The sequence below is a fragment of the Bacillus sp. FF-1 genome (assembly GCF_028548245.1).
GTDB lineage: Bacteria > Bacillota > Bacilli > Bacillales > Bacillaceae_G > Bacillus_A > Bacillus_A paranthracis.
The window spans coordinates 659,463-678,261 of the sequence record NZ_JAQQGG010000001.1; the positions used below are offsets into that span (position 1 = coordinate 659,463).

Sequence of the window (18,799 nt, forward strand, 5' to 3'; positions counted from 1 at the left end):
TTGTTTTATTATATTGTAGATGATGATGAAGTTTTCCGCTCCATGCTTTCACAAATTATTGAAGATGGCGATCTTGGGGAAGTAATTGGAGAGTCGGAAGATGGAGCTTTTATTGAAGCAGATCAACTAAATTTTAAGAAAGTAGATATTTTATTTATTGATTTATTAATGCCAATGCGAGATGGGATTGAAACAGTTCGCCATATTGCGTCCTCCTTTACAGGGAAAATCATTATGATTTCTCAAGTTGAATCGAAACAGCTTATTGGTGAGGCGTATACACTTGGTGTTGAATATTATATTACAAAACCACTAAACAAAATAGAAGTAGTATCTGTTGTACGAAAAGTGATAGAACGTATTCGTTTGGAACGTTCTATATATGACATTCAAAAATCATTGAATAATGTGTTTCAGTGGGAAAAGCCGCAAATGCGTAGTGAAACAGTGCAAGAAGGGAAAAAGATATCAGATTCAGGACGCTTCTTACTATCAGAACTCGGTATTGCGGGAGAGAACGGAAGTAAAGATTTACTTAGTATGCTAGAATATTTAAATGGACAAGAAAAGGCGCAAACATTTGAGTTTGGATTTCCTGCTTTAAAAGATATCTTTCACCAAATAACAGTAAAAAAATTAGGGGAACTAGCTTCAGAAGCAGATATAGAGAAGGAGAAAAAAGCATCTGAACAACGTGTGAGAAGAGCAATTTATCAATCATTAAACCATTTAGCTTCTCTTGGACTAACAGACTTTTCAAATCCGAAATTTGAAAGTTATGCTCCGAAGTTTTTTGATTTCACTGTGGTTAGAAAACGGATGACAGAAATGACAAAGGATGGGGTAGCGACTTCTGGCCATATACGAATTAATACGAAAAAATTTATTCAAGTGTTGTATTTTGAGGCGAAACGATTGATGGAGATAGAGTGAAAAGGTGCTTATAAATAAGCATCTTTTTTTGTTAAATCAACATTTTATATTTTCTCGTGAAGCATGTAAAATGTTAAGTAAGAGAAAATGGTTTTACATTAAGGAAGTGTCAAAACAATGAGTTTTACATTAAATAAATCGATTATTAAAGAAGTATGTGGAGAAACCTCATATAAAAGAGGCGAAGCTTATTATAAATCAAATAAAGTAATCGTGAATTACTATGATGAAACGAAAGAAATTTGTGAGGCGACGGTAAAAGGGAACGAGGATTTTCATGTTACGGTAGAAAAAGCTAAGAAAGGTGATGTTGTTGCGAGATGTAGTTGTCCTTCGTTAGCGTCTTTCCAAACGTACTGTCAACATGTAGCAGCTGTATTGATACAAATAAATTATAACCAGCAAACGGGTGGAATGGGCTCTATTAGTAGCAGAAATGATCAATTAACAAACGGGATGTTTCAGTTGTTTGCAGATAAACCACTGAGGCCAAAAAGTAAACAACATCGGTTTGATACACGTGAAATATTAGATGTTGCGTTTATATGTTTACCAGTAGCGACGAAAAGCGGTGGGGCTCTTCTTGGAATTCAGTTAAAACTTGCGAAAACATATTTTATAAATCATATTAGAGAATTTCTTTCTAAAGTGGAGAAGAGAGAGACTTTTCATTGTTCCAATGAATTTACATATACGCCAGATGTACACAGTTTTAAACAAGAAACAGACGCGATTATACAACAACTTATTAAAATATATCATAACGAAAAAATGTATGAAGATGCACTAGAAGTACATGCGAAACAAGATAAAAGCATGATATTTATACCGCCAGCTTCGTGGAATGATATGCTCTCTGCACTTTCTAGAGCCGAGTATGTACAGCTGAAACAAAATGAGCAACTGTTTCAGGGATTACACATTTCAAAAGGGTTATTGCCATTACATTTTGAGTTTACGAAAGGGAATAATGGCGGGTTTACCCTTCATATAGACGGTCTAAATCGTGTTCGAGTTATGGAGATGTATAACAACGCTCTTTACGATGGGAAATTATATCATTTACCCATGGAAGATTGTATGCGACTTATTGAATTGCAAAAGATGATGAGTCGCTCAAATAGCAATCAATTTTATATTCCTGAAAATAAGATGGAACATTTCGTAGCGAAAGTTGTGCCTGGATTAATGAAACTTGGAACAGTGCGCATTGATGAAGTCATATCCGATCGTGTTGAAACGCCATCGTTAAAAGCAAAGCTATATTTAGATCGTGTGAAAAATCGTTTGCTAGCAGGTCTTGAATTTCATTATGGAAACGTCGTGATTAATCCGCTAGAAGAAGACGGGCAACCTTCTGTTTTTAATCGTGATGAGAAAAAGGAAAAAGAGATTTTAGACATTATGAGTGAAAGTGCCTTTGCGAAAACAGAAGGCGGTTACTTTATGCATAATGAAGAAGCTGAGTATAACTTTTTATATCACATCGTTCCAACGTTAAAAGGTTTAGTTGATATTTACGCGACAACAGCAATTAAATTACGCATTCATAAAGGTGATACCGCACCTCTTATTAGAGTGAGAAGAAAAGAAAGAATTGATTGGTTATCATTTCGTTTTGATATAAAAGGAATACCAGAAGCTGAAATTAAAGGTGTATTAGCGGCTCTTGAGGAGAAACGTAAATATTACCGATTAGCGAATGGTTCTCTATTATCACTAGAGAGCAAAGAGTTTAATGAAATTAATCAGTTTGTAAAAGAATCAGGTATTCGAAAAGAATTTTTACATGGGGAAGAAGTGAATGTTCCGCTTATTCGGAGTGTAAAATGGATGAACGGACTTCATGAAGGTAATGTTTTAAGTTTAGATGAGTCTGTTCAAGATTTAGTTGAAAGCATTCAAAACCCGAAAAAATTAAAATTTACAGTGCCACAAACTTTACATGCTGTAATGAGAGAGTATCAAGTATATGGATTTGAGTGGATGAAGACACTCGCCTATTACCGTTTTGGCGGTATTTTAGCAGACGATATGGGACTTGGAAAAACGCTGCAAAGTATTGCTTATATAGATTCTGTTTTGCCTGAAATTCGAGAGAAGAAGCTGCCTATATTAGTCGTTTCACCGTCCTCGCTTGTTTATAATTGGTTTAGTGAATTGAAAAAATTCGCTCCACATATTAGAGCAGTTATTGCAGATGGAAATCAGACAGAACGGCGAAAAATTTTAAAAGACGTAGCAGAATTTGATGTCGTAATTACGTCATATCCATTACTAAGAAGAGATATAAGGTCGTATGCGAGGCCGTTTCATACGCTATTTCTTGATGAAGCACAGGCGTTTAAAAATCCGACAACGCAAACTGCAAGAGCAGTGAAAACAATTCAAGCTGAATATCGTTTCGGACTAACAGGAACGCCTGTAGAAAATTCATTAGAAGAGCTATGGTCTATTTTCCACGTTGTATTTCCAGAATTATTACCAGGAAGAAAAGAGTTCGGTGATTTAAGGCGTGAAGATATAGCGAAGCGCGTAAAACCTTTCGTATTAAGACGATTAAAAGAAGATGTATTACAGGAGCTGCCAGATAAAATAGAGCACTTACAGTCATCGGAGTTATTACCAGACCAAAAGAGACTATATGCTGCTTATTTAGCGAAATTAAGAGAAGAAACGTTAAAACATTTAGACAAAGACACGTTACGTAAAAATAAAATTAGAATTTTAGCTGGCTTAACGAGATTGAGACAAATTTGCTGTCATCCCGCTTTATTCGTTGATGATTATAAAGGGAGTTCAGCTAAATTTGAGCAACTGTTAGACATACTAGAGGAATGTAGAAGTACTGGTAAGAGAATTTTAATCTTTTCTCAATTTACAAAGATGCTGTCCATTATTGGTCGTGAATTAAATCGTCAAGCGATTCCATACTTTTATTTAGACGGAAATACACCTTCGCAAGAACGTGTAGAGCTATGTAATCGATTTAACGAAGGGGAAGGGGACCTATTTCTCATTTCTTTAAAAGCTGGTGGTACGGGGCTTAACTTAACGGGTGCCGATACGGTTATATTATACGATTTATGGTGGAATCCAGCTGTTGAACAACAAGCAGCAGATCGGGCATATCGGATGGGACAGAAAAATACGGTACAAGTTATTAAGTTAGTGGCTCACGGAACAATCGAGGAAAAAATGCATGAACTGCAAGAGAGTAAGAAAAATTTAATTGCTGAAGTGATTGAGCCGGGAGAAGAGAAATTATCATCCATCACGGAAGAAGAAATTCGAGATATTTTAATGATCTAATAAAGAAAGCTATGCCTTCAAATATATGAGGGCATAGCTTTTTCGTTGTAATAATTATATTTTGTTTTGTACAAAGTAAAGAAACTAAATGTTATTTCTTTGTACCTTTACTTTTGTATGGCTTTGCAGCTTTCTTCTTTTTTGCACTTGATTGCCAACGGTTCCACCCTTTACTTCCTGTACCTTGTCCTACACCTTTTTTCGGTTTTGCTTTCGTTTTACTCATATAATCACTCCGTTATATAAAAATCTAATTTGATAATAGTCAATGATTTAGAAAATACTCTTTATAAATGACTATGTTTGCTTTAAGGAAAACAAACTGCTTGAATGCTATAGTATATCATGAATTTGCAAGTAAACTGAAAGGAATTACAAAGAAAATGAAAATAATACGAAATACTGCGGATTCTATATTTCGAACGATTACATTAATCGTCGTATATACGTTAGTTTCAGTTAGTGAGACGTTTTTTAGAATATCTAGGCAAAAGAAGTAAAGAAGGTATATTGGAAACAATCAATAAAGCCGTAAAATAAAGAATTGAAAAATATTTTAAAACTTTTTGTTGACTTTCTTTATTTTTTGTATAGAATAATCATTAATAAAATGTTTCAGAGATGTGACAACAAAACGACTATGAAAGGACGAGTAGTAGTAGGACGTAGTCTAAGCGAGTCAGGGGTGGTGTGAGCCTGATACGAAGCCTATTATGAAGAACCTCCTGGAGTTGCTAACCGAAATCCTTGATAGGAAAGTAGACTTAGCCGGGAACTTCGCCGTTACAAGAAGAACAGTATCGAGATATTTCATCTCCGTATTGTATAAGTGAGCAACCTCTGTTGCTAATTTGGGTGGTACCGCGGAACCAAAGCCTTTCGTCCCAGTTTTTTGGGAAAGAGGGGCTTTTTTTGTTGGCTTCTTTTCACAACATCCAAACATTTTAGGAGGAAACCACCATGTATCAATCATTAATGACAGTAAGAGAGACTCAAATCGCAATTAAGGAAGTTAAAACATTTTTCGAGGATCAATTAGCAAAACGACTTGAACTATTCCGCGTATCTGCACCATTATTCGTAACGAAAAAATCAGGATTAAACGATCACCTAAACGGTGTAGAACGTCCAATTGAATTTGATATGTTACACTCAGGAGAAGAATTAGAAATTGTGCACTCACTAGCGAAGTGGAAACGATTTGCACTCCATGAATATGGATATGAAGCTGGTGAAGGTTTATATACAAACATGAACGCGATCCGTCGTGATGAAGAACTTGATGCAACACATTCTATTTACGTTGACCAATGGGATTGGGAAAAAATTGTTCAAAAAGAATGGCGTACTGTAGATTACTTACAAAAAACAGTACTAACAATTTATGGAATATTCAAAGATTTAGAAGACCACTTATTTGAAAAGTATCCGTTCCTTGGGAAGTATTTACCAGAAGAAATTGTATTCGTTACTTCTCAAGAACTAGAAGATAAATATCCAGAATTAACACCGAAAGATCGTGAACATGCAATTGCAAAAGAACACGGTGCAGTCTTCATTATCGGAATTGGTGATGCACTTCGTTCAGGTGAAAAGCATGATGGACGCGCAGCTGATTATGATGATTGGAAATTAAACGGTGATATTTTATTCTGGCACCCAGTACTACAATCTTCATTTGAATTATCATCAATGGGAATTCGTGTTGATAGTAAATCACTTGATGAGCAGTTAACGAAAACAGGTGAAGACTATAAACGTGAGTATGATTTCCATAAAGGTATTTTAGAAGACATACTACCATTAACAATTGGCGGTGGTATCGGACAATCGAGAATGTGCATGTACTTCTTACGTAAAGCACATATTGGTGAAGTTCAATCTTCTGTATGGCCTGACGATTTACGTGAAGCTTGCAAGAAAGAAAATATTCATCTATTTTAATAGAAGAGAGAGAATAGCTTAAATATAGGGCTATTCTCTCTTTTTTTACTTTGTAAACGAATGGTTTACAGTGAATTTTACTAATGGTTTCTTTCTTTTATATCTCTTTTTATGTAATAATTTGTTAAAGGAGGGGGATGTTATGAGCTTAGGAGAGCAGTTAAAAAAATTACGAGAGTCAAAGGGGTTTTCACAAGAGGATGTTGCTAAAAAGATTGGTGTAACGAGGCAAGCGGTATATAAAGTGAAACTTTAATCAGTGGGCGATTTATCCTACTGATTATTAATTGAACCAATCGGGCTTTTATAGGCGGTTAATCGCATCTGGCTGCCTTGATTATGCTTAAAAGCTTTGATGAGATTTACTGCCTGTTAAAGCGGGGTAAATGGGAAAATGATAAAAGTTGTCCTGATATTGATAATTTAATTTTACTAAGCGAAATGTACAATGTTACGCTCGATGAGTTAATAAAAGGGAATCAAAACATTAAAGAAAAAATACATATTGATGAAGAAGATGAGGATTTTGAGAAAGAGAACGAGTTTGGTTTTTATATTGGATTTGGTTTACTAATTATGAGTGCGTTCATTGATTATGAAAAAATACAGGTGGTTGTATTAGTAATTGCACTATTCATGATGGTTTTTTATTCGGATGTGAAGAAAGTTATTTTGAATGAGTTCAGATCGTTTTTTAAAAGAAAAGATATATATGACAAAAAGTGAGAAGAGTAAGTTATATTTCCTAGGAAAGAGTATAACAAGAAACTAAATTGTTTTATAATAATTTTAGGATGTTAATAGTATGTTAAAAAGTTCAAACAAGCATAACCCCGTTCTCAAGCTAGGACGGGGTTTAAAATCTAAGTTTTATGAAGCGAGAATTTCTTTCAAATATTTTTACTTTAGTAAAGACTTCTTATAAAAAATTACTTATTTATTACCGAGTTCTTCCGCTAAACCGATTAAAATGCCTTCAGTTCCACGAATGTAGCAGAGACGGTAAGAGTTCTCGTATTGAACTACTTCGCCAACGAGCTGAGCACCATGCTTAGTAGTAAGCCTAGATACCATTTCGTCAATGTCTTCAACGGTGAACATGACGCGCAAATAACCGAGGGCGTTGACAGGAGCTGCCCGGTGATCTGCTATAGCGGGCGGGGTAAGAAATCGCGAAAGTTCAATTCGGCTATGGCCATCTGGAGTTACCATCATAGCAATCTCTACGCACTGCGAACCGAGTCCAGTTACGCGACCGGCCCATTCACCCTCTACAGTGGCACGCCCTTCGAGTTTTAACCCAATCTCCTCGAAGAAAGAGATTGCATGATCAAGGGATTCTACAACGATGCTAACATTGTCCATTCTGAGTAATTTATTTTTTGACATTGTCTTTATCTCCTTATATGTAAAAGTGTATTATCTAATCATCTTCTTAATTATACTATTAAAAAGTTACAAATTCCTTTCAAACAAAAAACAGCTTGTCACAGTATAGGAAAATGTGACAAGCTGTTTTTAAGTATGTCATATAGTATCTTGTTAACAAACAATACCGCGATTTCCCCGAAAAATGTTTCTACGCTGTATGCTCTTAAAGGGCCCGATCGTTGTATAGAATGAAGTGTATTATTTAAATGATAAATACATTTCTTATTACTCTATATGCAAATAGCTTTCTGTTTATATAGGAAGGAAGTAGATTCATATAATTTGTTTTAAGTTTTACTAGTAGAAATTAGCTCATCTGCACTAAAGGCTCAATTTTCGCCATAAATGATTGATGCAGCGCCTCGACACCTGTTACTAAATGAAGGCGGTCAATAACGACAGACACTTTAATTTCTGATGTACTTACCATTTTAATATGAATATCTTCTTCTTTTAAAGTAGTGAACATATTCGCAGCAACACCTGGATTAGAGACCATACCAGATCCTACAATTGATACTTTTGCTAAATGATTTTCATATTCTACTGATTCATAGTGAAGTGCCTCTTGATTTTGTTCCAATACCCCTAATGTTTCTTTTAAATCATTAGAATGGATGGAGAAGGAGAGATGAACAGTTCCTTCATTTGTAATACTTTGAATGATGATATCTACATTAATATGTGCCGCTGCTAATGTAGAGAAAACTGTTGAAAGCGAGCCTTGTTCCAATCCTTTCACTGTGATGCGTGTAATATTATCTTCAAATGCAATACCTTTAACGATTGATTGTTGTTCCATGTTACATTCTCCTTTTACAATTGTTCCATTTTCTTGTTCCATACTTGAGCGAACTTCTAAAATGACATTATGATTTTTAGCAAACTCAACAGCACGCGGGTGTAATACACCAGCACCGAGGTTTGCAAGTTCTAACATTTCGTCATAAGAAATTTCATCTAATTTATAAGCATCTTTTACAACTCGTGGATCCGTCGTATATACGCCTGTCACATCTGTGTAAATATCACATTTTTTAGCTTTCAGTGCAGCAGCTAATGCAACCGCAGTTGTATCAGAACCACCTCGTCCAAGCGTTGTAATTTCAAGATCTTCACTGACTCCTTGGAAACCAGCTACAATAACAATGGTACCTTTAGTAAGATAAGACTGAATTCGATCCGTATGAATGTCAGTAATCCGTGCACTACTATGTACAGATTCTGTCGTAATACCAGCTTGCCATCCTGTTAATGAAATTGCGTTATAACCTTTTGCTTGTAATGCCATCGTTAATAATGAAATAGTCACTTGCTCTCCTGTTGATAGAAGCATATCCATTTCACGTTTACTCGGATTTTCTGTAATCGCGTTAGCGAGTGCTACAAGTTCGTCTGTACTTTTCCCCATTGCTGAAACGACAGAGACGATACTATGTCCTCTTTCATATTCTTCAATAATTAAATTTGCTACATGTTGAATGCGCTCAACGCTTCCGACAGAAGTGCCACCAAATTTTTGTACAATCGTTTCCATTACGAATTCCTTCTTTCATCCATTTTTAAGAATAGATTAGGACATATATAAATCCCAATATTCCTGTAGTTACCAGAGAAAAACAAAAAACACCATCTCAAATAAGTGAGGATGGTGCTGTTACAGGAAAAGGGAAACAGAAAACGGAGCTAATAAAAAAACCGCCAAAAAAGGAATACCATAAAAATGATATCTCTTTTTTGTAGATAGCTCTTCATACGTACACGTCTGTACATATGACAGTTCTGTTTCTATTCGAAAACAGCCCCAATCGATACATACAGAGAAATATATCGATTTCGGCAATACTTCCTTTCATCTAATTTCATAGACATCTCTGTGTCTCCATTAGAATACTCATAAGTATCGCAACCTCTATCTCACGTTTTAGGCGAGAGTGTTTGATTTATGAAGTTGTTGGTAACATTTGTTTTATAATAATTTAAATTTTTCGAGGAATCAAGTGTTTTATATATATTTTAAAAATTCTATCTTTTTACGAGGAAGTTTGTGAAAAATGTAGCAAAATAAATTTATTACATGTACATTAAAATTATAGTTCATTGGAGGTGGAAGAATGAAAGGGAAAAAGCCTATTTATGTTTCAGCAGAAATGAACACAACAATGGAAAAATTATGGGAATACACGCAAGAACCACATATACATACAGAATGGGATGCCCGCTTTACTGAAATTTCGTATGTAGAGAAAAAAGAAGGAGAACCACAGAAATTTTTATATAAAACAAAAATCGGATTTGGACTTGAAATAGCTGGAGAAGGTGAATCGATAGGTGAGATAAGAAAAGAAACGGGAGAACGTATTTCTTCTTTAAAATTTTGGACAGAAAATCAATTATCACTTATTCAAATAGGGCGTGGTTATTGGAAGTATACACCCCGTAAAGAACACATTCATTTTGAGACGCAATATGATTATGATACGAGGTTTGGTCGTATAGGGAATGTAATAGATTTCTATATGTTTCGGCCGTTATTAGGCTGGGCGACTGCTTGGAGTTTTGATGCTTTAAAATTATGGTTAGAAAAGGGGCTTCATCCTAGGTTGCTAATTAGAAGAACAATGACATATTGGCTCGTATGTTTTTTATTTGCATTTGTATGGATGTATCAAGGGATCTTCCCAAAAATAATTTTCAGTCATCCAGAAGAGATGAAGATGCTTTCTGCGATTATTGATTCAACTGGAAATAGTATTGCAATTCTTAAAGTAATAGGGATGTTAGAAATTATTTTTGGTATCATATGGCTATTTCCAGTTCCAAAACAAAAATTATTTATACTACATATTTTTATGTTAATAGCTTTAACGATAGTGGCAGGATTTACGAATATCGTAAGCTTTACAGAGCCGTTTAATCCAATCACATTAAACGTTTTACTAATGGGGGTATCGATTGTCGGTTATATAAATAGTTTTGATTTACCAAGTGCAAAAAATTGTAAGAGGAAGAGAAAGGGATAATGTATGGCTAATATGTATGAAAGACTATTAGGGGATTCTTATAACAAACTTCATCCAAAATTACAGAAACGCTATGAGATTACAGAAGAAAATAGCTTTACTGGAGAAGGAAAGATGGATGAAATTTACGGAGGTTCTTTTTTCGTAAAATTGATATTAAAAATTGCATCGAAGTTTCGAATGTTTTTCCCTGAGCGTGGGAAGAAAGTGCCATTTACAATACATAATACCGCTGAGCGAGATGAACATGGAAATGAACTTGTGCGGTGGAATCGTACTTTTTACTTTCGTAATAAGAAAAGATATTTTAATGCGGTAATGAAATTCGATGAAAATGAAATTGTAGATTATTTTGGTGAACCACACATACTTGTTTCTACACTGAATTTTCATATTGATGAGATGGGGGCGATGCATATTTCTTCAAAGAAACAATGGTTTTACATGTTTAGAAGAAAAATCCCGTTACCTAGATTCTTATACGGAGAGGCCAACATTGTAGAAAGTTATGATGAAACAAAACAGTGCTTTCGAATTCATGTACAAGTATGCAATCCGTTAATTGGTTCATTATTTTCATATAGGGGAACATTTGTGGAGAGGAAATAAATGATATGAAAAATATAATAGTTGGGCTTGCTTGTTATATTATTTTTCTAATATGTGAGTGGTCAAATGTAAACCCAGTTGAAGCAATTATTTTATTATCTATTTTGTTATGTATACCGATGTCTTTTTGTATTATTGATAAAAGAGCACGAAATGGATTGTATTTATTATTTTATAAATCCGTATCGTTTTTATATCCGATAGCAGCGATTTGTGCAATGTTAGCTTTCGTAACAAATCAATATATCTTTGCGATAATTTGGTTTGTATATACGGGGATCGTTGCGTTATTTGGTATAAATAGATTACTAGAAAGAGGATGGACACCGTTAGAAGAGACAGCTATCGATAGTGCGTTTATTTATTTGTTTTTAGGTGGTTTTTGGTTTTTTGCTTCTGTAGCAAAACTCTCCATTATGCACTTTAGTTCTGACATCATTTTGCTTACCGCTGCACATTTTCATTACTCTGCATTTCTATTGCCATTATCAGCTGGTTTAATAGGGCGGAAGAGAGAAAAGAGCAGTAAAGTATATGATGCAATTATGTTTATTATAGTCATTTCACCGATGACAGTTGCGATTGGAATTACGTACTCAAGGGTATTTGAATTTTTTGCAGTGTTCCTATATTTATGTGCGATTTATGGGTATGGAATTTATGTTTGGCGGGCGAAATTTAATGCTATCAGCGCAAAAATCCTCCTAATCATATCGTCTAGTACGCTCATGGTAACAATTATGTTTTCACTTATATATTCGTATGGGAATTTGAAACATGTAATGACGATTACAATTGCTCAAATGGTTTGGATTCACGGTGTTGTTAATGGAATTGGAGTAGCGTTGCCGGCATTTGTCGGCTGGATGATTGAAAAGAGTGTTCCGAACTATAAATATTACGGGAAACCAATGAGCAGATTAAGAGGAGAGGCGACAGTTGGTGAAGCATTTTTACATAACAGAAATGTAATAGATAGCAAGGAATACAAAGGTTTAGTTGATAAAATGAATGATTTCCATAGTGGGATATTTGATAGGGCCAAGATTCCTGTAAGTATTATTCGTTTTTATGAAAATACAACAGAGTATGAATTACAATCGCATATTAAATGGACTCGCTGGTTCCGCCCGTTTGCATTTTGCTATGAGAAAATGAGTAAGCGTGTAGGACAAATACATTTAGGAATGGGCGGCAAGTGGGAAACGATGCACGGCTCTATCATAGGGATAATGGATGAGAAGGATGGAAGGGAGAATGTAAGAGCTTGGTTAAGGAAAAATGAAGCAGGAGCATCTATTTTTGTAGCTCTTTACTCAAAACATACGTATAAGAATGAGACATATATGAATATCGCATTGCCTCTACCATATTCGAATATGACGGGGGTTTTAAAATTACGTAATGATAATAATAATTTAATTATTACTAGTAAGCTGAGAAGAAATGGTAAGGGAGATGAGGGAATCTATATACATACTCGTTTCTTTACAATCCGTTTACCGTTAGCTGAGACGTTTATTATTAAAGAGGGCACCAATCAAATGTTAGAAGCTAACCATAAAATGTGGATATTTGGAGTTAAGTTTTTAGAAATTGATTATGAGATTAAGAAAATAGAGGAGAAGTAAGAAAAGCTTGGAGAGATTCCAAGCTTTTTTTACGTATGGGTAATTGTCATAGCGACTTGTTTATCTAAGTCTCGGTCCCAAACACGTTGAATTTCAAACGTACCTTTTTCAAAAAATAATGGAAATCTTTCTTTAAACCAATCTTGCATAGGAAGATTTAGTGCTGTATCGATTGGTACCCATAATAATTTACCTTCAGGAGGATTCGAAAGGAGTTCACCTTCAAATGAATCTGTCCAATAGTTAAATACCATATATCGAACATTTTCTTTCGGATTTACGTATTCATCTAATCCCTTAAAGGTTAAAGTTGAAACAAGTAATCCAGTTTCTTCTTTTACTTCCCGTTTAGTAGCTTGAACGATACTTTCTGGAAAATCTACTTTTCCGCCGGGAGCGATGTAACCAGGGAAGCCAAGGTGATTGGGGCGCTGTATTAACAATAAATACTTTGTTATTCCGCTGAATCATACACATTGTATACATACGGTGCTCTATATCTTTCCAATTGTTGCTCATATGAATCTCTCCTCTTAATAAAATCTTATAGTTTTTAACTATAGTTATGTATGACAAAAAATACAATAATAATACAAAATTATACAATTTTCAATTGACTATTACTAATTTTCAGAACTATAATTAGTCTGTTACATAAATACATCGTACTTGAGAGGGGAATATATTCTATGAAAAATAGAATAATCGCAGCAGGAGTAATTGCAGCTAGTATATTATCTTATTCATCTAGTAGTTTCGCGCAAACGAAAAAATTTCCAGATGTCCCAGCTAAACATTGGGCAGAAGACTCTATTTACTATTTAGTAGAGAAAGGTGCAGTTACAGGTAACGAAAAAGGAATGTTTGAGCCAGGAAAAGAAATCACTCGTGCAGAAGCAGCTACAATGATGGCTCAAATCTTAAACTTACCAATCGATAAAAATGCTAAACCATCTTTCGGTGATTCTCAAAACCAATGGTATACCCCATTCATCGCAGCTGTAGAAAAAGCTGGCGTTGTAAAAGGGAAAGGAGCGGGCGTATTCGATCCAACTGGGAAAATTGACCGAGTTTCAATGGCCTCTCTTATTGTAGAAGCTTACAAATTAGATTCTAAAGTAAATGGTACTCCAGCAACTAAATTTAGTGATCTAGAAAAAAGTTGGGGTAAAGCAAAAGCTAACATTCTAGTTGAATTAGGGATTTCTATTGGAACTGGTGACAAATGGGAGCCCGAAAAAATTCTAACTAAAGCAGAGGCAGCTCAATTTATAAAAAAGGCAGATTCTCTTAAAATAGGTAACCCTTTAGTAGAAAAGGTAGTTATTATTGATCCTGGTCATGGAGGATTTGATCCAGGGAATCCAGGGCAAGGTGTAGAGGAAAGTAAAATCGTATTTGATACATCTTTAAGATTACAGAAGTTGTTAGAAAAAAATACACCTTTAAAAGCTTTATTAACACGTGAAGAGAACGGAAATCCAGGAAGTAACAAAAATGAATCTCTTGCGAATCGAGTGAAATTTGGTCAAGAGAACAATGCAGATATATTTGTAAGCATTCATGCAAATTCTTCTGAAAATCATGATGGTCATGGAACGGAAACGTATTATTATAAAAAATCCAAGCGTGGAGAAGAGACACAGATTGAAAAGGATAGTGAAGTGTTAGCAAAGAAAATTCAAAATAGAGTAGTAGAAGCACTACATACAAGAGATAGAAATATAAAAGACAATCACTCACTTTATGTAGTAAATAATAATACAGTACCAGCAGTTTTAACAGAGCTTGCCTTTATTGATAATGATATAGATAATGGTAAATTAGCTACTGAATCAGGAAGACAAATTGCTGCTGAGGCAGTTTATGCTGGGATTTTAGATTATTATGAGTGGAAAGGTTTCGAGGTTGAAAAATATCGTTTAGCTAAATAACAATATTGATTGCTAAGTCCATCGTCTACATAAAGATGGGCTTTTTATGTGATTTTATGTAATTTTGTATCGAAATAAAAAGATATATCGTATTATGTTGATTATAAATAAAATAATGGTAGATTAGTTGATTTTTATCACGTATACTTTTACTGTTGACTATTTAAGAGTTTGTTAGTTTAATAGGGAAAATTATACGATAAAGGGAGGCAAGTTAACACGGGACAAGCATATAAAAAACGTGTTAAAAAATTTATGAAAAAAGTTATTTCTAATGTGTTAGCAGTGACAGTCGCGCTTCAAGTAGTGATGGCTCCAGCAACTTCGTTTGCATCTACAAAAGAATTTCCAGATGTTCCAAAAAATCATTGGGCACTTGAAGCAATTAATGATTTAACGACAAAAGGGATTATTGCAGGTTACGATAATGGTAAATTCGGCTTCGGAGATGTTGTAACTCGTGAGCAAGTAGCAGCATTAATGTATCGCGCATTAAAACCAGAAGCAAAAAGTGATTATAAAAATCCATACTCTGATATTAGTGCAGGAACGACAATGTTCCCAAAGGAAATTTTAGCATTAACAGATATGGGGATTTTCGTAGGTGATGATAAAGGAACGTTTAGACCGAAAGAATCATTAACACGTGCGGAGATGTCTGTTATTTTGCAAAAAGCATTTAAATTAGAAGTAAAAGCACCACATACATTTGATGATATAGATGCAACATATTGGTGGGCAAAGGAAGCAATTAGTGCATTGCAATCTAATGGTGTAGCGGCAGGGAATGGACTTGGAGGATTTGATCCATCAGGTGTATTAACGCGTGAAGGCTATGCACAACTTTTATATAAAGCGATGCAAATAAAAAAGGATGTTCCTGTTGAACAACCATCATATATTAATCTAGATGTGACATTACCATCTAACGTAACAGCGCAAGAGATTGATAATTTTATTAAAAAATCCCATCCAGATAGCCCACTTGTTGGGAATGGTAAAGATTTTATTCAAGCGCAAAACGAGTATGGTGTGAGCGCATTATACTTAGCTGCACATGCAATTTTAGAATCTGGTTACGGTAAATCAGAAATTGCATATCGTAAACATAATTTATTTGGCTTAAAGGCATTTGATTGGGAGCCATTTGCCAATGCGAAATACTTACCATCTTACGCGCAAAGTATTTCATACAATGCTGATTATGTACGAAAGAATTATTTAGAAGAAGGTGCTGATCATTTCCATGGCTACACATTACCTGCTATGAATGAAAAGTATGCAACAGATAAAGAATGGGCTGGCAAAATCGCTAATATTATGGAACGTATTAAACCGTTTAACAAGAAAGACTATGAAAATGTAAAACGATTACCAAAAAACCCTAATACATTAAATGTAAATGCATTAGACGAAGCGATTCCATATAAAGATTATGCAAAAGATGCAACAGCTACTGTTCAATTAGTAGGCTCTTACTATCAAGTACCATATCCATTTGGCTATACAATTAAGAGCGTACCAAATATTACGCAAAATGAAGTTGGAAAATTAGAAAGTGGCAAGAAAGTAAATGTATATCGTGAAGATCCAAACGGCTGGGTAGAATTTTCATTTGAAAATGCTCAAGAAAAATATTGGACATTAAAGAAGAACTTAAAAATATAAATAAAAAGGGTGTTTTCATTTATGAAAACACCTTTTTTATTTATATTTAACATGTAATATTTTTAGATTCAGTATGAGTTTCTTTTTTATGTTTTTACCAATAATTAAACCGTTTCATATATAATTAAAAGTGTTGAAGATTGAATTTTCTGTTTTTGGTTTTATTGTTAACTTAATTTGAAAAGAGGAGAGGTATATGCAAGGAGAAATACCAACAGAGAAAAGTTTAAGTTATATCGGTAAATTGTTATTGCCGGTTAAAGCGTCACCACATTTTAAATTTTTATGGATCGGGCAATTGCTATCGACTTTAGGTAGTTCGATAACGATGGTTATTTTGCCAGTCGTTGTATATTCATTAACTGGATCAACAGTTGTAATGGGAATGACTATGGCAATGTACATGCTTCCTAATATTCTTGCGTTACCGTTTGCGGGATTAATCGTAGATCGAATGGATCGAGTGAAAGTAATGTTATTTACAGATATAGTTCGCTGCATATTAATGCTATTACTTGCAACACTTATATTTATGGATGATTTAACAATTCCGCTTCTATATGTCCTCATAGCATTATATGGACTTATGGAAGGGATATTTCAGCCAGCATATGCGGCTGTAAGAGCGAAAGTATTTGTACCAGAAATTCGAAATGCAGCTAATGCATTAACGCAAATGAGCAATCAAGGTATACGACTAATTGGACCGGCTCTTGGAGGATTAATCGTTTCAGTTGCATCTGCTGGAATAGGGTTTGGACTAGATGCAGTAACATATTTGTTATCATTTTTTTGTTTATTATTTTTAAGGGAAATAAAGTTTAAAAAAGTAAAAACGATTGAAAAAAGAAAAATCGATTACAAACAAGAGTTTATGGAAGGTGTTTTCGTTTTAAAAAGTCATCCGTGGCTATGGATTACAATTTTAGTTTTTTCTTTTATCAATATTTGTTATGCAGGAATTATTGTCGTATTAATTCCATGGTTATTTAATGTTCATCATCATTTTGAAGCATACGTGTATGGATTAGGAATGGCATCCTCTGGTGTTGGAGCTGTAATTGCCGCGCTAATATTTGGCGGGAGAGAACGGTGGTATAAGCGGGGAATACTTGCCTATGGTGGTGTTTTAATAAGTGGTTGTGCGCTTTTAATAATGCCGTTCATTACTTGGGCACCTGCTTTAATCGCATTAATGGCAATTGAAGGGTTCGGTATGATGATATTTGGACTCATTTGGGAAACGAGTTTACAAGAGCTCGTGCCAGAAGAAGCATTTGGAAGAGTGGCAAGCCTTGATATGTTAGGTTCATTTGCTTTATTGCCACTAGGTTATGTAGTTGTAGGATGGTTAGCTACTGTCATAGGTGGTGAGATAACGATTATAACATTAGCTATTTTAGTACTTGTAACAATTGGAGTAGCATTATGTGTGCCGAGTATTCGAAGATTTGATTGATGATATAAGGGAAGGTGGGAACGACTTATATGCTTATAAAAAATTTGAACGATATAGTCGCAAAGGAATGGGACAACCAATATACTTTGCAGGAAAAGATCTTTGAAGCAAAAAATTTCACAGTCTATATTGCTACCCATAGAGAAAATAAGCTAGCATATAATCAACTAGTATTAATAAAACATTTTTGTAACGAAAAGCCTTCCGTGCATATTTGGCATAAGAAAATTAGCACCGATGCAACAAAACTGGACATAACAAAAGAAGTGACAGAAGCCATTCAAACTGGTTTTGTAAATGAAGAGTAAGCCCTAATTAAATTAGGGCTTACTCTTCATTAAATACAAATGTTTGTTTCATTTTTTTACTTTCATTTACTGGATGGCCGTTGTAAGAAAAGTTCTTTTCTTCCCAAGTAATCACAACTTTAAAATTATGGCTATTAAAGTCTAATGGGAATACCATGTAGTCAAAGCTTGTATGACTTTTAGAAATATTTTCATTAGGGGTAGTAGGTTTAAAGGTAGCTTTAGAGGTAGGATTGTTATCAAGTATTTCCACGGATACGTTTGATACATCATGACCGATGTTTTTTACGAGTAAACTATATGTATCAAATACACCTTGTTTTGGCTGGATTGCTTGCTTGTTTACGTTATGAGATTTATCAATTTCGATATACCATTGTTTAGACTTTGATGCAATTGGTAGTGATTGAAATGTGTATGCACTAGCTTGTATTGGTAGTGCTAAGCATATAAGCGTAAAGAGAGTTAATATTTTTCGTTTCATTTTTTGAGAGCTCCCATTCTGTAACGGATTTATTTATTATTATCTTCTCTTTATGTTAAGTTA

General features: G+C 34.5%; 16 protein-coding genes, 2 pseudogenes, 1 riboswitch and 1 other annotated feature. Of the genes and pseudogenes, 13 read left to right on the forward strand and 5 right to left on the reverse strand.

Going from position 1 to position 18,799, the window contains the following annotated elements; translation table 11 throughout:
* Positions 1-933, forward strand: a complete 933-nt coding sequence (locus tag PQF83_RS03520) for a response regulator (RefSeq protein ID WP_000500307.1) — start codon at positions 1-3, stop codon at positions 931-933.
* A gap of 117 nt (positions 934-1,050) precedes the next feature.
* Positions 1,051-4,245, forward strand: a complete 3,195-nt coding sequence (locus tag PQF83_RS03525) for a DEAD/DEAH box helicase (protein ID WP_000011077.1) — start codon at positions 1,051-1,053, stop codon at positions 4,243-4,245.
* A 91-nt stretch (positions 4,246-4,336) separates the two neighbouring features.
* Here the strand turns inward: PQF83_RS03525 and PQF83_RS03530 are convergent, their stop codons facing one another.
* Positions 4,337-4,471, reverse strand: a complete 135-nt coding sequence (locus PQF83_RS03530; protein WP_000047591.1) for a DUF3934 domain-containing protein — start codon at positions 4,469-4,471, stop codon at positions 4,337-4,339.
* Positions 4,472-4,571: 100 nt separating this feature from the next.
* Here PQF83_RS03530 and PQF83_RS03535 point away from each other — a divergent pair, with 100 nt between their 5' ends.
* From PQF83_RS03535 to PQF83_RS03550, 4 genes and pseudogenes are all read left to right on the forward strand, one after another.
* Entirely contained in the window at positions 4,572-4,745 is a 174-nt protein-coding gene (locus tag PQF83_RS03535) for a hypothetical protein (RefSeq protein WP_033670848.1), read from the forward strand.
* A 131-nt stretch (positions 4,746-4,876) separates the two neighbouring features.
* Positions 4,877-5,135: a binding site (T-box leader), on the forward strand.
* Between the two features lie 70 nt (positions 5,136-5,205).
* Entirely contained in the window at positions 5,206-6,189 is a 984-nt protein-coding gene (asnA, locus tag PQF83_RS03540; protein ID WP_000284909.1) for an aspartate--ammonia ligase, read from the forward strand.
* Between the two features lie 142 nt (positions 6,190-6,331).
* Complete coding sequence (locus PQF83_RS03545) at positions 6,332-6,445, forward strand: helix-turn-helix transcriptional regulator (RefSeq protein ID WP_000051967.1); 114 nt, start codon at positions 6,332-6,334, stop codon at positions 6,443-6,445.
* A 128-nt stretch (positions 6,446-6,573) separates the two neighbouring features.
* Positions 6,574-6,915: pseudogene (locus PQF83_RS03550) on the forward strand (helix-turn-helix domain-containing protein); the annotation flags it as partial.
* Positions 6,916-7,122: 207 nt separating this feature from the next.
* Here the strand turns inward: PQF83_RS03550 and PQF83_RS03555 are convergent.
* Both PQF83_RS03555 and PQF83_RS03560 read right to left on the reverse strand, forming a co-directional pair.
* Positions 7,123-7,578 carry a VOC family protein gene (locus PQF83_RS03555; protein ID WP_000041939.1) on the reverse strand — a complete coding sequence of 152 codons (456 nt, stop codon included), beginning with the start codon at positions 7,576-7,578 and terminating at the stop codon, positions 7,123-7,125.
* Positions 7,579-7,927: 349 nt separating this feature from the next.
* A complete protein-coding gene (locus tag PQF83_RS03560; RefSeq protein WP_000448048.1) occupies positions 7,928-9,157 on the reverse strand; it encodes an aspartate kinase in 1,230 nt (409 codons plus the stop codon).
* A gap of 199 nt (positions 9,158-9,356) precedes the next feature.
* Positions 9,357-9,543, reverse strand: a riboswitch (Lysine riboswitch).
* Positions 9,544-9,734: 191 nt separating this feature from the next.
* Between PQF83_RS03560 and PQF83_RS03565 the strand changes: the two genes are divergently transcribed.
* Genes PQF83_RS03565 through PQF83_RS03575 form a run of 3 tightly spaced genes read left to right on the forward strand, consistent with a single transcriptional unit; the run spans position 9,735 to position 12,883 of the window.
* Positions 9,735-10,643: a DoxX-like family protein gene (locus tag PQF83_RS03565; protein ID WP_000676654.1), complete on the forward strand. Its 909-nt coding sequence runs from the start codon at positions 9,735-9,737 to the stop codon at positions 10,641-10,643.
* Positions 10,644-10,646: 3 nt separating this feature from the next.
* Complete coding sequence (locus tag PQF83_RS03570; protein WP_000002644.1) at positions 10,647-11,252, forward strand: DUF4166 domain-containing protein; 606 nt, start codon at positions 10,647-10,649, stop codon at positions 11,250-11,252.
* A gap of 5 nt (positions 11,253-11,257) precedes the next feature.
* Positions 11,258-12,883, forward strand: coding sequence for a YndJ family protein (locus PQF83_RS03575; protein ID WP_000789550.1), 1,626 nt, complete (start codon positions 11,258-11,260; stop codon positions 12,881-12,883).
* Between the two features lie 29 nt (positions 12,884-12,912).
* Here the strand turns inward: PQF83_RS03575 and PQF83_RS03580 are convergent.
* Positions 12,913-13,402: pseudogene (locus PQF83_RS03580) on the reverse strand (8-oxo-dGTP diphosphatase).
* Positions 13,403-13,572: 170 nt separating this feature from the next.
* Between PQF83_RS03580 and PQF83_RS03585 the strand changes: the two are divergent.
* The 4 genes from PQF83_RS03585 (at position 13,573) to PQF83_RS03600 (ending at position 18,252) form a co-directional block, all read left to right on the forward strand.
* The gene (locus PQF83_RS03585; RefSeq protein WP_000797229.1) at positions 13,573-14,817 is read left to right on the forward strand and encodes an N-acetylmuramoyl-L-alanine amidase; all 1,245 of its coding nucleotides are present in this window, start codon (positions 13,573-13,575) and stop codon (positions 14,815-14,817) included.
* 255 nt (positions 14,818-15,072) lie between these two features.
* Positions 15,073-16,485, forward strand: a complete 1,413-nt coding sequence (locus PQF83_RS03590; protein WP_000756004.1) for an S-layer homology domain-containing protein — start codon at positions 15,073-15,075, stop codon at positions 16,483-16,485.
* Between the two features lie 196 nt (positions 16,486-16,681).
* Positions 16,682-17,944, forward strand: a complete 1,263-nt coding sequence (locus PQF83_RS03595; protein WP_001161150.1) for an MFS transporter — start codon at positions 16,682-16,684, stop codon at positions 17,942-17,944.
* A gap of 29 nt (positions 17,945-17,973) precedes the next feature.
* Positions 17,974-18,252 (forward strand): hypothetical protein, encoded by a 279-nt coding sequence (locus PQF83_RS03600; protein ID WP_000905834.1) that lies wholly within the window; start codon positions 17,974-17,976, stop codon positions 18,250-18,252.
* A gap of 19 nt (positions 18,253-18,271) precedes the next feature.
* Here PQF83_RS03600 and PQF83_RS03605 read toward each other — a convergent pair whose 3' ends face one another.
* On the reverse strand, positions 18,272-18,736 hold the full coding sequence (locus tag PQF83_RS03605) for a hypothetical protein (RefSeq protein ID WP_000823326.1): 465 nt from the start codon (positions 18,734-18,736) through the stop codon (positions 18,272-18,274).
* Between the last annotated feature and the right edge of the window lie 63 nt (positions 18,737-18,799).